The following is a 13,304-nucleotide window of genomic DNA, read 5'->3' as shown; positions in this document are numbered from 1 at the left end:
CGGGGGACTTACGCCAGATTCCCGAAGGCTTCGATCGCGCGGAGTACGTCGACCTGCGGCATGCCTGGGGGCTGGATGCGGAGAATGATGCCGTCGGCACCCATCTCCTCGTAGTGGGCCAGGCGTTCGGCGCACTCGGCGGGTGAGCCGATCACGCTGCGCGCGGCGATGTCGTCCCAGCCCTGGGTGTAGCGGCCGGCGTCCGCGGACGTGCGCTTCCAGCCGGTGTAGGCGTCGTACAGGTCGCGCAGCGGCTCCTCCAGCGTCCGCCGCGCGTCCTGGGAGGTGGGAGCACAGAAGCCTTCGCGGCAAAGGATCACGTCGCGCCCCAACGTGCCCTCGCCACTCGGGTACGCGAGGTACTCCGCGATCTTCCCGGGCAGGTCGGAGTCCAGCTCGTTGAACGACGTCGTCCAGCCGTCACACATCCGCGCAGTGCGTTCCAGTACGGCGGAGACGCGGCCACCGTTCCACAGTCGCGGCCGCGGGCTCTGCACCGGCCGCGGCGACAGGAATGCCTCGCTGATGCTGGTGAACTTGCCGTCGTACGTCACCTCGTCCTCGGTCCACAGCCGGGTCACGATGGTCAGGCACTCCTCGAACCGCGCGACCCGCTCGGCCTGTGTCACGCCGTACAGCGCGAACTCCTCCGGCCGGTAGCCGAGCACGAACCCCGCGGTGAGCCGGCCACCGGACAGTACGTCGATGTGCGCGAGCGTCTCGGCGAGTACGACGGGGTCGTACAGCGGCGCCACGATGCCCGAGGTTGCAAGGCCGATCCGGTCCGTCTTGGCGGCCAGGTAGGCCAGCGACGTGAGGATCTCGTGGTAGCCGGGCCGGTGCAGGTGGCGCTCGCCGAGCACGATCCACTCGAACCCGGCCTGCTCGGCCAGCCGCGCCTGCTCGACCGCGTCCGCCAGCCGGGGCCGCTCGTCCGGCGTGCCGTAGAGGTTCAGATAGAGACCCAGCCGCATCAGGGTGCCACCTTCCGTTGACAGAGAGCGCTCGCGGTATTTACGGTCTTGACCGTAAGTCCTTTCTCGCCAGATTGCGACCCTGAGGAGCCGGATTTGAGTGTCGTACCGCATCCGGTCGGGTTGCCGGCCGAAACCGGGTCAGGGCCGATCAGCGCGATCAAGACCCGCGTGGTCAGTGCACCGTACCGGCGCCCGTTCCAGATCAGCAGTGGGGTCAGCACCGAGCTGATCAGCCTGGTGGTCGAGGTGCATACCGCCGACGGTGCGATCGGCATCGGTGAGACGTCGCCGATGACGGCGTACACCGGGGAGACGCTGGCCGGTGTCACCGCTGCCATCGAGGAGCATCTCGCCCCGGCACTGATCGGCCATGACCCGCTGGACCGGGCCGGAGCCCACCTGGTGATGGACTCGGTCCTCCGCGGGCAGCAGGTGGCCAAGTCCGGCCTCGACATCGCCCTGTACGACCTGGCCGGCCGGCTGAGCGGCTGGCCCGTGCACACCCTGCTCGGCGGCAGCATCAGGGACCGAGTGCAGACCAGCTGGGTGGTCGGGCTCGGCACGCTCGACGAAATGGCGGCCGAGGCCGCCGAGTACGCCCACCGGGGCTTCCGGCACCTGAAGGTCAAGGGCGGCCACGACCCAGCCAAGGACCTCGAGCTGGTCCGGGCGGTGCGTGCGGCCATTCCTGCCGACGCAGAGCTCTGCCTGGACGCCAACGAGGGGTACGACGCGACGACGGCAATGCCCTTCCTGGTGAAGATGGGTGAGGCCGGGCTGACTCTGCTGGAGCAGCCGTTGCCGCGGTGGGACCTCGCGGGCCTGGTCCGGCTGCGGGAGCGGCTGGACATCCGCCTGATGGTCGACGAGAGCATGCACTCGCTGCAGGACGCGCTGGAGATCGCGCGGCGCGGGGCGGCCGACGTACTGAACATCAAGATCCTCAAGGTCGGTGGACTGCACAGAGCCCTGCAGATCGCCAACGTAGCCGAGGGCGCGGGCCTGGCGGTGAAGGTAGGCTCGATGCCTGAGCTGGGCGTGGCCACCCTGGCCGCGGTCCACCTGGCCGCCGCCGTACCCGGTGCGACCGTGGCAGCCGACCTGGTCGGGCCGCTGATGGTGCACGAGGACCCGCTGGCTCCGACCGTGTTCGCCGACTGCGACGGCTGGATCGACGTACCGAAGCGCCCCGGCCTCGGCCACGACGTCTGAGAGGTTCCATGTCTGATTCCGGGCACCCACTCGTCGAGCAACTCCGCGGCACTCTGCTCCCTGCCGTCGTCACCCCGATGGACACCCAGGGCGTCGTCGCGTACGACGCTCTGACCGCGTACGCCGGCCGGATCGCGACGGAGCCCATCGGTGGGGTCGCTGTGTGGGCTCACACCGGTCGTGGGCTTTACCTGTCTCCGGCAGACCGCTCCAAGGTGCTGGAGACCTGGCGGCAGGCGACGGACGTCCCCATCGTGGCTGGAGTCGGCGTACCCCGTTCTGAACCGGCACATACGCTGCAGGAGGCCGCGGACGCGACCGTGGCCATGGCACTGCAGGCTGCCGGGGGTGGAGCTGATGCGGTGATGGTCTACCCGCTGGCAGCGCTGGGCGCCTTGCCGGACGGACACACAGAGGCGGTCGCACTGCACGAACGAGTGGCGGCTGAGACTGGCCTGCCGCTGGTCGGCTTCTACCTGCACGGCGAGGCCGGTGGGTACCCGTACCCGCCGGAGCTCATCCGCGACCTGCTGAGCCTGGAGGCCATGCTCGGGGTCAAGACAGCCACCCTGGACCGCGCCATCGGCTGCCAGGACGCCATCTGGGCCGGACGTAGCACGGGCAAGCTGCTGATCACCGGTGAGGATCGGATGTTCGGGCCGTCGTTCATGTGGGGAGCCGACACCGCACTGGTTGGCATCGCGGCCGCTCAGGTCGAGCTCTCGGCCGCAGTACTGCGCACCTGGACAACCGGCGACCACAGCGCCTTCCTGACTGCCTCCGACCGGCTGGACCGCTTTGCCGCGGCGACCTTCTACGCACCGATCGAGGGTTACGTGCAGCGAATGCTCTGGGCGGCCGTGTGGGAGGGCCTGATCCCCGAGGACGCGGCACACGACCCGTACGGCCCGGAGCTGCCGGCAGCCGAGCGTGACCTCGTGATCCGCTGCCTGGAGGAACTCAGCCACTATCCTGCGAGTTAAGGGCCCGACCAGAAGGAGTGCCGTGCAGATCAATCCAGCGGTGGCCTGATGGCCCTCACGGTCGGAGTCATCGGCCCGGAGGACCTGGTCCAGCGCGTGATCGCGGTCGGTCCGCCGAGCGGCGCGACCCTGCTCCCACTGCCCTACCACCACGAGACCGAAGCGGTCGAGGTGGTCGAGCAGTCGCACGAGAAGGTGGACGCGATCCTGTTCACCGGCGTCGTCCCGTACACGATCGCCACCGAGGCCGGCGTGATCGACCGCCCGGCCATGTACGTCTCGTACGACGGCGCCACCCTGCTCCGCGCCCTGGTCGAACTGCTCCGGCTCGGCCACAACGTCACCCAGTTCTCGATCGACACCCTGCGCCGCAGTGAGGTGCTGGAGACACTGATCGAGGCCAAGCTGCCCACCGACCAGATCCACGTGCTGCCGTACCGGCCGGGCCTGACGTCGGACGACATCGTCGCGTTCCATCGCACCGCGCGGGACAAGCACGACACCAAAGTCGCGATCAGCTGCCTGGGGTCCGCCTTCCACCTGCTCGAGAACGAGATGCCCTCGGTCCGGCTCGCCCCGTCGCGGTACTCGATCCGGTCGACGTTACAGGCCCTGGTTCTGACCACGACCGGCCAGCACGTCGGTGACGCACAGGTCGCCCTCGGCGTGATCGACCTGCCCGAGCCGGACGACAACCTGGCCGCCGACCTGATCACCCTCGGCGCCAGCCTGGCCGCGCTCCCGGACGGCCGCCACCTGGTCGTCACCACCCGCGGCGTCCTCGAGCAGGCGACCGAACAGTTCACCCGCATGCCCCTGCTCGACCACCTCGCGTCCAGGCACAGCACGGCGTACGTCGGCTTCGGCGTCGGACGTACGGCGGCCGAAGCGGAAGCACTCGCCCGTCGCGCGGTCAGCCGGGCAGCCTCGATCGGCTCCGTCGCCGGTGTGGTGTCGATGTCCGACGACGTCGAGATCGTGATCGAACCGACCGGCGACCAACCCGCCACCGCCCGCGGCCCCGAAAGCCTCCCGCTCCTGGCCCGCCGGGTCGGCCTCAACACCCAAACCCTTGCCCGGATGCGCGAACTCGTCGCCACCCTCCCCGACGGCCTCACCACCCAAGACGTCGCCGACCACCTGGCCGTCCAACTCCGCACCGCCCGCCGAGTCCTCAAACGCCTCGAACGCGCCGGCCTGGCCGACCCCATCGGCAGCCAACAACACGGCCGCACCGGCCGCCCACCCACGGTCTACCTGATCCGCCTGTAGGCCTGAGCCCAAGCAGTCGTCTCACGGATGGCGGGTTGCTGGATGGCTGGCGGGTTACAGCACGCTATCGGCGCAAGAACCCGCCGGCGGGCTCAAGGATGGATGACGGTGACGCCGGCGGGAGTGCCGTTGGAGAGGGCGGCCAGGGCGGCGGGGGTTTCGTCCAGGGTGATGGTGCGGGTGATCAGGCCGGACGGGTTGAGGTTGCCCTGGGCAACGAGGTTGAGCATTTCGGGGTAGGCGTGGGCGGGCATGCCATGGCTGCCCAGCCATTGCAGTTCCTGGCCGATCAGGCGGCCGACGTCGAGTTGTACGCCGGCTGGCAGCAGGCCGACCTGGAGGTGTCGGCCGCGGGGCCGGAGGGCGTGGAGGGCCTGCTGGACGATGTCGTTCGAGCCGAGGGCGTCCATGGTCACGTGGGCGCCGCCGAGTGCTTGGATCTCGTCGACGGTTCGTGGCGAGGCTTGCAGCACCTCGGAAGCGCCGTACTCGCGGGCCAGCTGCAAAGCGGCCGGGTTGGTGTCGACGGCGATCACCCGGGCGCCGAGCGAGGCGGCGATCATCACCGCGGACAGGCCGACGCCACCGCAGCCGAAGATCGCGACAGTCTCACCGGCGGCGACCCGGCCGACCTGGCGGATGGCCCGGAAGGACGTCGCGAACCGGCAGCCGAGGCCGGCAGCGGTGTCGAAGGACAGGTCGTCCGGCAGCCGGACCAGGTTCACCGACGCGTACGGCACAGCGACGTACTCGGCGAAGGAGCCCCAGTAGTTGAACCCGGGCTGCAGCTGGTTGGGACAGACCTGCTGGTTCCCTTCCAGGCACTGCTCGCACTCACCACACGCGCAGATGAACGGCGTGGTGACGCGGTCGCCGACCTGCCAGCCCTCAACACCGGCGCCGATGGCGGCGATCGTTCCGGCCAGTTCGTGCCCAGGGACGTGGGGCAGGACGATGTCCGGGTCGTGTCCCATCCAGCCGTGCCAGTCGCTCCGGCACAGCCCGGTGGCCTCGACCTTCAGGACGACACCACCGGGCTCCGGCTCGGGAGCGGCTACCTCTTGGATCGTGGGCAGGACGCCGTACTGCGAGATGACGACAGCGCGCATCCGGCAATGGTGCCTTAGCGTCAGCCGCCGGCGACCGCGGGGATGATGGAGATCTCGCCACCGTCCTTGATCGACGTCTGCAGGCCGTCGGCGAACCGGACGTCGTCGTTGTCGACGTACACGTTCACGAACCGCCGCAGCTCGCCGGACTCGTCCAGCACCCGGGCCTTGATCCCCGGGTACGAGCTGTCCAGCGACTCGAGCACCTCGCTCAGCGTCGCCCCCTCGGCGCTGACTGAGGACGCCCCCTGGGTGTAGGGCCGCAGGATGGTCGGTACCCGAACACTGACACTCACTGCAATCCTGCCTTCACGAAGGCGTCGTACGACGCGGGGATGGTCACCTTGGGGCCGACCCGGTCGGCCACGGCGTCGAGCGTCTTCAGCCCGTCGCCGGAGTTGATGATCACCGTCTCGGCCTCGGGGTCGAGCTGACCGGACTCGATCAGCTTCTTCAGCGTCGCGACCGTCACGCCACCCGCGGTCTCGGTGAAGATGCCCTCGGTCCGGGCCAGCAGCTGGATACCCTCGACAACCTCTTCGTCGGTGACGTCCTCGATCGCACCTCCGGTACGCCGGGCCACGTCCAGGACGTACGGCCCGTCGGCCGGGTTGCCGATCGCGAGCGACTTGGCGATGGTGTCCGGCTTCACCGGCTTCACCACGTCGTACCCGTCCCGGAACGCCTGCGCGACGGGCGAGCAGCCGGTGGCCTGGGCGCCGTACACCTTGTAGTCGGTCGCGTCGACCAGGCCGAGCTTGCCGAGCTCGGTGAAGCCCTTGTCGATCTTGGTCAGCTGCGAACCGGAGGCGACCGGGATGACGATCTGCTGTGGCAGCCGCCAGCCGAGCTGCTCGGCGATCTCGAAGGCCAGGGTCTTGGAGCCCTCGGAGTAGTACGGGCGGACGTTGACGTTGACGAACGCCCAGCCCTCCTCCTCGCCGGCGATCTCCGAGGCCAGCTTGTTCACGTCGTCGTAGTTGCCCTCGACGGCGACCAGGGTGCCGCCGTACACGGCGGTGGTGATCACCTTGGGGCGCTCGAGGTCGTGCGGGATGAACACGACCGAGCGGATACCGGCCCGGGCCGCGGCAGCGGCCACGGCGTTGGCCAGGTTGCCGGTGGAGGGGCAGGCGAAGACCTTCATGCCGAGCTCGCGGGTGGCGCTCAGGGCACTCGCGACCACGCGGTCCTTGAAGGAGTGGGTCGGGTTGCCGGAGTCGTCCTTCACCCACAGCTTGCGCAGGCCGAGCTCGCGGGCCAGGTTGCCGGCGTCGATCAGCCGGGTGTAGCCGGGCTCGGTGTTCGGGAAGCTGGCCACGTCGACGGGGACGGGCAGCAGCGGCTGGTAGCGCCAGATGTTCTTGGGGCCGGCCTCGATCTGCTCCCGGGTGATGGTCGGGTACTCGTACCCGACCTCGAGCGGACCGAAGCACTCCGTACAGGCGTAGAACGGACCGAGCGGCGACTTCGCCCCACACGCGCGACAGCTCAGGTGCGTACCGTTGCCGAAGGCACCTTCACGGAGGGTGTGGGTGGTCGAGGCGGCGGTCAGGCTCATGTGAGGTTCCCCTCTCATCTTCCCCGGTCACCGGATTTCGGCGCGGGACGGATTTGGCACCGTTCCGCCGCGAGGGCCCCGGACTGGGACCTCAACGGGGAGGGTTGCCGGGACTTCAACGGGCCGTTTCCCTCAGTCCCTCTGGATGAGCTCCCCCGAGGTTACCCAATCGGGTCCATATTGTGTCTTCAGTTCCCACTATCCGAGACAGCCGATCTCAGCTTTCCCGCCGGGCCCGGAAGGTACGGCGGTACGCCGACGGCGAGGTGTGGAGCTGCTTGGCGAAGTGGTGCCGCAGCGTCACCGGGGTGGCGAAGCCGGCCGCCAGTGCGATCTCCTCCACCGGCGCGTCCCCGGTCTCCAGCATGGTCAGCGCCGCCTGGATCCGCTGGGCGATCAGCCACTTGCCCGGTGTCGTCCCGGTCGCTTTCACGAAGTGCCGGAGGTACGTCCGCGGCGACAACCCGGCCTGCTTGGCCAGATCCGGTACGCCGATGGGCTCGGCGAGATGTTCGAGCGCCCAGCCCAGGCTCCGAGCGACCGAGGCGTCATCGGGGTCGGGCGGCACCGGGGACTCGATGTACTGCGCCTGGCCGCCGGACCGGTAGGGCTGGATCACGAGCCGCCGAGCCACCGCGTTCGCCACGGCCGCGCCGTGGTCTTTCCGGACCAGGTGCAGGGCCAGGTCCAGCCCGGCGGCACATCCCGCGCTCGTGAGTACGTCGCCTTCGTCGGTGTAGAGCGGCTCCGGATCCACGACGATCTTCGGATAACGCTCGCGCAGCAGGTCGGCGTACCGCCAATGGGTGGTGGCGCGCCGGCCGTCGAGCAGGCCGGCGGCCGCCAGCGCGAACGCGCCCGAGCAGATCGACACGATCCTGGCACCCCTTCGATGGGCCGTCCGCAGCGCCTCGATCAGCTCTCCGGAGGTATCAGCACCGGGATCGGCGACACTCGGGATGACGACCGTGTCCGCGGCCGCGAACTCCTCCAGGCCGTGCGGGCTGCTCAACGTGGCACCGCCGAGCACACGGATCGGCTCGGGCGTCTCGGTGCAGACCTTCAACTCGTACCAGGGCTGGTCGATATCCGGCCAGGCCAGCCCGAACACCTCGATCACGATGCCCGCTTCGAAGGCAGTCATCCCGTCGTACCCGAGGACTGAAACAGTGCGCTGACCCATGTCATTATCTTAGCGATAGTCGTCGTTCGCGCCACTTCTGCGCGCGGGCCGGCCCTTGGACGATGGAGACATGTTCAAGGTATTGAAGGAGATCGCAGCCGGAATCCACGCCGCCAGCGCGATCCGTCACGGGATCGAGCCGCCCGCCTGGGTGTTCAGGTCCGGCGGAGGTCGAGCATCCGCATCAGCGGCGTCACCGCAACGCCGTGAACAACCACGCTCAGCACGACGGTGAAGCCGACGGTCGCCCACAACCACGGCAGGTCGGTGCGGAAGTCGGCGCCCGCATACGCCAGATAGAACACCGACCCGACACCCCTGATCCCGAACGCCGCGGTCACCCACCGCTCGGATCGCCGCAGCGGCGTCCCGGCCAGGGCCGCCCAGGCGGTCAGTGGACGGATCACCAGTACCAGCAGAACCCCGAGCGCGGCACCGGCCGAGGTCAGCGGCTCGAGCAACCCGGCCGTGATCGCGACCCCCAGAAGCAGCAGGATCCCCCAGGTGAGGATGTGTTCGAGCTGCTCGATGAACCCGTGCAGTTCCTCATGGAAGTCGTGGCTTCGTTCGGCCGAACGCAACCCCAGCGCCGCGACGAACACCGCGATGAAGCCATAGCCGTCCAGCACCTCGGCGAGACCGTACGCACCCAGCGTCATCGCGAGAGCCAGCACGGGTTCGCGCGAGTCCGCCAGGCGGAAGGTGCGCGAGCGTGCGGAGAAGGCCATCTTGCCGAGCAGCCAGCCCACGCCGCCGCCGACGGCGACGCCGATCACGGTCCGGCCGATCAGGTCCCACGCGAACCACTGGATCGCCCAGTCGCCCACCGCGCCCTTGGTCGCCGCGAACACCGCGGCATACACGAAGGGGAAGGCCAGGCCGTCGTTCAGCCCCGCCTCAGAAGTGAGCGCGAACCGGACCTCGTCGTCCTCCTCGGGCTCGGCACCCGGACCGGTCGTCGGCCCTTGCACCTGGACGTCCGAGGCCAGCACCGGATCGGTCGGAGCGAGGACGGCACCGAGCAACAGGGCGGTCGCGGGCGCCAGCCCGAGCAGCCAGCCCGCGCCGGCGACGGCGGCGATGCAGGCGGGCATGGCGACCAGCAGCAGACGCCAGGTCACGCTCCAGCGGCGCCACCCGATCGGCCGGTCGATGGCGAGGCCGACGCCCGTCAAGGCGATCAGGATGGTCAGTTCGGCCAGGTGCTTGGTGAGCTCGGGTTCGGCGATCGGACTGAGGTGAGTACGGTCGACGGCCAGGCCGAGTAGCAGTCCGGCGCCGAGGAAGGCGATCGGTGCGGAGACGGCGTACTGCTCGAGCAGACGGGGCAGAACGGCGCCGACGAGGAGGGCCAGACCCGCGACCAGGTAGAGGCCGTCCCCGTCGATCGTCATGGTGCCGGTCGGGTACCCAGCGCGTGACTACCTCAAGCGATGCGTGGCTCCGGGGGTGTGGGTCGGCAGGGACTTGCGGGGTCCGTAGCGGGGGTGGCCGATGCCGGCGAGCTCCAGCAGGCGCTGGACGCGGAAGCGGTGGCCGCGGTACGGCTCAATGAGCTCGGCGCAACCGTCGTCGTCGAGTTCCTCGCCGATCAGGGCGTACGAGACGTTGCGGGAGACGTGATAGTCCGCGAACGAGAACGCGTCCGCGTCACCGTGCGCCCGTTGCCGCACTTCGGCGGCCGTCCACACCCCGACACCGGGCAGCGACCGCAGCCGCCGCTCGATCTCCGCCGAGTCGGTCAGCTCCAGCGTTCGCTCCAACGCCTTGGCCCGGGTGGCGGCGGTGATGACGACCCGCGACCGGCGGCTCTCGACGCCTGCACGCAGCCACTGCCAGGAGGGGATGAGCCTCCACTCCTCCGGTGCCGGCGGGACCATCATGGTGCGGCCGTCCGGTGGTTGCGGTCCTGGCGCGGGTTCGCCGTACTCGCGGAGCAGCAGCCGCCACGCGCGGAACGCCTCCTTGCCGGTGACGACCTGCTCGATCCCGGCGGCGGCCATCGCCTCGAAGACAGCTCGGGTCCGCGGCACCCGGACGTGCGGGAACCGCCGCGCCGCGTCCACCAGCGCCCGGTGCTCCGGCAACGGCTCGAACCCGTCCCAGCTGTCCGCCTCCCCCAGCAATTCCGGCACCCCATCCAGGGCCCACGCGGCACCCGGCCCCCACGCCTCCGCCTCCACCTCCCCCGTCGACGCGTACGGCGTCAGCCGCAGCAACACCGGCCCATCCGGCGTCCGCGTGGCCCGCCACACCGAACGCCGTACCGGATCAAACACATACGCCGGATCCCCAGGCCCCTTCCGCAACCCCCCAATCACCGAATGCGGATCCACCACCCGCCCAGCCCGCCAAACCCGCACCACCGATCTCACCGCCCAAGTCTTACCCACCCCACGGACAACCGCGGCGCCATCTCTCCCCAAGAGGTCGAGCGGGGTGAGTCTGCGGAGCGCAAAGCGAGTGAGGGGAGCGCATCGAGTGTGAGGGGTGTACAGCCGGCAAGCGCTTACCGGTGGCAGACTCACTCCACTCGACGCACTGGCTTCGGTCCCGAACCCAAACCCCGCACCTTCGTGGGCGGGGTGGGGGCTGATACTGAGGCATGGGTCGGTGGTTTTGGGTGAAGGTGGTGGGGAACTTCCTGAACCTGTCGACGGTGGCTGGGCTGGTCGTCGGGGTCATTGGGCGGGCTCGGTTCAGTCGGGGGCCGCGCGGGTTGGTCTTCGCGAACGGGTACAAGGTGAAGTTTCCGATGGCGGGTGCGTTCACGATCGGGAACGTGGTGCTCAGCAAGCATGAGCAGGCGTACTTCGACGACGAGGCGCTGGTGCGGCACGAGGAGCGGCACTCGTGGCAGTACTTCTGCCTGATCGGGCTGCCGTTGTGGCCGCTGTACGTCGTGGGCGTCGTCATCTCGTGGGTGCTCACCGGGGATCCGGCCTCGCGGAACCCGTTCGAGCGGCTCGCGAACCTCAAGGACGGCGGGTACGTCGAACGGCCGATCCAGTCGTTCGGTCAGACACTCGCGCAGACGTTCAGCGTGCTGCGATCGCGTCCGAAAGAGCCGTGAGCACGGTCACCACACCGGTGGGGTCGTCCACCACGATGTCCGCGGCCTCGATCAACTCGGTTGCGTTCGAGGACCGGGTGGCCAGCAGCACCGCTTTCAGACCGGCCTTGCGCTGCTCCTCGATCGCCCGGTACGCCGCCAGGTCGCCGAGATCATCTCCGCCGTAGAGGATCGACTGAGCGCCCGTGGAACCGAGCAGGCGGCGCAGTGCGACCCCCTTGTCGACACCCGGCGGCCGTAGCTCCAGCACCAGGTTCCCCGGCTCCAGCCGAAGCTCTGTCGACTCGGCCAGCTCGGTCAGCGGCGTACGCAGCCTCTCAAGCGCACCGACCGGATCCGCCATCCGACGGGTGTGAACCGCCAGCGAGCTCTCCTTGTCTTCCACGAAGGCGTCAGACAGCCCCAGCTCCCGCAGCAACCCAGGCAGCCGCTCGCGTGCTTCGGCCACACCGGACGGAACCGGGTCACTCATCACCGTCCCCGTGGCCGCGTCCCACCGCTCCAGCCCGTAGTGCCCGAGTACGACGAGACGCCCGAGGCCAGGGTGGCCGGTGACACCGGTCAGCTCGGTGGCAACCAAGGCCGGGCGACCGGTGACGATGGCCACCTGGTCCACTGAGCGGGCCAGCCGGGCCAGCGCGTCGAGTGCGCCCTCCACCGGCCGGGCCCGGGCCGGATCCTCGACCAGCGGCGACAGGACGCCGTCGAAGTCCGTCGAGATCACCGCGGTGGCCGGATCGGCGACGATCGCCTCCCAGCCCTCGCGTCCGGCCTCTGTCTGGATGGTCGGCGTACTCATCCGGTGTAGTCCGAGGTGAGGATCACGGTGAGCCGGTCCTTCTTCATGTTGTCCAGCGCGCCCTTGGTCCGGCCGACACCGAGGTCCCGGGCGAGCTGGTTGGCGGCGTCGAGCATTCCTGGCGGGTAGTACACGGTGCTGGCGGCGACCTTGCCGCGCCAGTTGTCGGCGCCGGCCACGGTCCAGCCCGCCTGCCGCGCGCGGCCGGCGACCGAGTCGGCCAGGCCCTTGCGCGCGGTGTTGTTGTAGATCTCGACCGCCGGACGCTGCTCCGGCGGGATCGTGGTCGGCTGCGTCGCCGGCGGCTGGGTGGTGGCAGGCGGCGCGGTGGTCGGCTCGCTGCTGGGCTCGGTCGTCGGCGTGGGCGTGGAGGTCGGCGCCGGAGTCGTTGTGGTGCCTTCGGCGGTCGGCTTGGGCACGCTCGCGCCGACCGTGGACGGTCCACCCGTCGGCTGCGGCTTCGGCGAGGGCGTGCTCGTACCGGATGCCTCGTCCGCGGTGCTGTCGTTACCGCGGGTGCCGAACAGCACCAGCAGTCCGGCCACGATCGCGACGACGGCCAGCACGGCGACGAGGGACGAGAGGACCTGGCCCTTGTCGTCCTTCGGGCGGCCCATGTCTCAGACCTCGATACCCAAGCGGCGTGCCGAGCGGGCTCGCTGGCGGGCGGCGCGCAATCGGCGCAGCCGTTTCACCAGCAGCGGGTCGTGAGCCAGCGCCTCGGGCCGGTCGATCAGCGCGTTGAGCACCTGGTAGTACCGGGTCGCGGACATCTGGAACTGGTCCCGGATCGCCTGCTCCTTGGCCCCGGCGTACTTCCACCAGTGGCGCTCGAAGGCGAGGATCGCGCCGTCACGCTCGGAGAGTCCGGCGACGGCCGGCGGCGCAGCCTCGGCGGGGCCGGGAGAGCTGGCGTTGGCGCTGTCCATCTGCTGCTGACTCCTGTGCGGTCGGTGATCGTCCGTCCGCGCTCCACTGTACGTGCTGAACAACAGCGATGTCATTCACCGTCATGGCGACACGGACCGTGTCGTTGGCTCGGCAGCCGGACCAGGTGGGGTGTGGAGGTGCCGTGCCGAGTGCCGCGCAGTAGGCGCGCGATCGCCACACCCGACCTCAATCAACTCTGGCAGGA

14 protein-coding genes and 1 riboswitch are annotated in these 13,304 nt (G+C 69.6%); of the genes, 4 read left to right on the top strand and 10 right to left on the bottom strand.

Annotated features, from left to right (window positions below):
- Positions 1 to 8 precede the first annotated feature (8 nt).
- Positions 9 to 974, bottom strand: coding sequence for an LLM class flavin-dependent oxidoreductase (locus tag AB0F43_RS12770; RefSeq protein ID WP_360474392.1), 966 nt, complete (start codon positions 972 to 974; stop codon positions 9 to 11).
- A gap of 96 nt (positions 975 to 1,070) precedes the next feature.
- Here AB0F43_RS12770 and AB0F43_RS12765 point away from each other — a divergent pair, with 96 nt between their 5' ends.
- Genes AB0F43_RS12765 through AB0F43_RS12755 form a run of 3 tightly spaced genes read left to right on the top strand, consistent with a single transcriptional unit; the run spans position 1,071 to position 4,444 of the window.
- The gene (locus tag AB0F43_RS12765) at positions 1,071 to 2,189 is read left to right on the top strand and encodes a dipeptide epimerase (RefSeq protein ID WP_360474390.1); all 1,119 of its coding nucleotides are present in this window, start codon (positions 1,071 to 1,073) and stop codon (positions 2,187 to 2,189) included.
- An 8-nt stretch (positions 2,190 to 2,197) separates the two neighbouring features.
- Complete coding sequence (locus AB0F43_RS12760) at positions 2,198 to 3,172, top strand: dihydrodipicolinate synthase family protein (protein ID WP_360474388.1); 975 nt, start codon at positions 2,198 to 2,200, stop codon at positions 3,170 to 3,172.
- Between the two features lie 48 nt (positions 3,173 to 3,220).
- Positions 3,221 to 4,444, top strand: coding sequence for a helix-turn-helix domain-containing protein (locus AB0F43_RS12755; RefSeq protein WP_360474386.1), 1,224 nt, complete (start codon positions 3,221 to 3,223; stop codon positions 4,442 to 4,444).
- A 92-nt stretch (positions 4,445 to 4,536) separates the two neighbouring features.
- On the opposite strand, the gene AB0F43_RS12750 is transcribed toward AB0F43_RS12755, so the two are convergent.
- From AB0F43_RS12750 to AB0F43_RS12725, 6 genes are all read right to left on the bottom strand, one after another.
- Entirely contained in the window at positions 4,537 to 5,553 is a 1,017-nt protein-coding gene (locus AB0F43_RS12750) for a zinc-dependent alcohol dehydrogenase family protein (RefSeq protein WP_360474384.1), read from the bottom strand.
- A gap of 20 nt (positions 5,554 to 5,573) precedes the next feature.
- Complete coding sequence (locus AB0F43_RS12745; RefSeq protein WP_360474382.1) at positions 5,574 to 5,849, bottom strand: ubiquitin-like small modifier protein 1; 276 nt, start codon at positions 5,847 to 5,849, stop codon at positions 5,574 to 5,576.
- Complete coding sequence (thrC, locus tag AB0F43_RS12740) at positions 5,846 to 7,114, bottom strand: threonine synthase (protein ID WP_360474380.1); 1,269 nt, start codon at positions 7,112 to 7,114, stop codon at positions 5,846 to 5,848. The genes AB0F43_RS12745 and thrC overlap by 4 nt, the downstream gene beginning before the upstream one ends.
- Positions 7,115 to 7,125: 11 nt before the next feature.
- Positions 7,126 to 7,266, bottom strand: a riboswitch (SAM riboswitch).
- A gap of 65 nt (positions 7,267 to 7,331) precedes the next feature.
- Positions 7,332 to 8,297 (bottom strand): helix-turn-helix domain-containing protein, encoded by a 966-nt coding sequence (locus AB0F43_RS12735; RefSeq protein WP_360474378.1) that lies wholly within the window; start codon positions 8,295 to 8,297, stop codon positions 7,332 to 7,334.
- Positions 8,298 to 8,452: 155 nt separating this feature from the next.
- A complete protein-coding gene (locus AB0F43_RS12730) occupies positions 8,453 to 9,691 on the bottom strand; it encodes a cation:proton antiporter (protein WP_360474377.1) in 1,239 nt (412 codons plus the stop codon).
- 27 nt (positions 9,692 to 9,718) lie between these two features.
- Positions 9,719 to 10,576, bottom strand: a complete 858-nt coding sequence (locus AB0F43_RS12725; protein ID WP_360474375.1) for a DNA-3-methyladenine glycosylase 2 family protein — start codon at positions 10,574 to 10,576, stop codon at positions 9,719 to 9,721.
- Positions 10,577 to 10,902: 326 nt separating this feature from the next.
- Here AB0F43_RS12725 and AB0F43_RS12720 point away from each other — a divergent pair, with 326 nt between their 5' ends.
- On the top strand, positions 10,903 to 11,370 hold the full coding sequence (locus tag AB0F43_RS12720) for a hypothetical protein (RefSeq protein WP_360474373.1): 468 nt from the start codon (positions 10,903 to 10,905) through the stop codon (positions 11,368 to 11,370).
- Here AB0F43_RS12720 and otsB read toward each other — a convergent pair.
- Genes otsB through AB0F43_RS12705 form a run of 3 tightly spaced genes read right to left on the bottom strand, consistent with a single transcriptional unit; the run spans position 11,336 to position 13,098 of the window.
- A complete protein-coding gene (gene otsB / locus AB0F43_RS12715; RefSeq protein WP_360474371.1) occupies positions 11,336 to 12,169 on the bottom strand; it encodes a trehalose-phosphatase in 834 nt (277 codons plus the stop codon). The genes AB0F43_RS12720 and otsB overlap by 35 nt on opposite strands.
- Positions 12,166 to 12,786 (bottom strand): LytR C-terminal domain-containing protein, encoded by a 621-nt coding sequence (locus AB0F43_RS12710; protein ID WP_360474369.1) that lies wholly within the window; start codon positions 12,784 to 12,786, stop codon positions 12,166 to 12,168. Before AB0F43_RS12710 ends, otsB begins: the two co-directional genes overlap by 4 nt.
- 3 nt (positions 12,787 to 12,789) lie before the next feature.
- Positions 12,790 to 13,098 (bottom strand): DUF3263 domain-containing protein, encoded by a 309-nt coding sequence (locus AB0F43_RS12705; RefSeq protein ID WP_131352967.1) that lies wholly within the window; start codon positions 13,096 to 13,098, stop codon positions 12,790 to 12,792.
- Positions 13,099 to 13,304 lie beyond the last annotated feature (206 nt).

The sequence above is a fragment of the Kribbella sp. NPDC023972 genome, from assembly GCF_040639075.1.
Classification (GTDB): Bacteria; Actinomycetota; Actinomycetes; order Propionibacteriales; family Kribbellaceae; genus Kribbella.
Note: the sequence above shows the minus strand (reverse complement) of the source record. Positions and strands in the feature narration are given on the sequence as shown.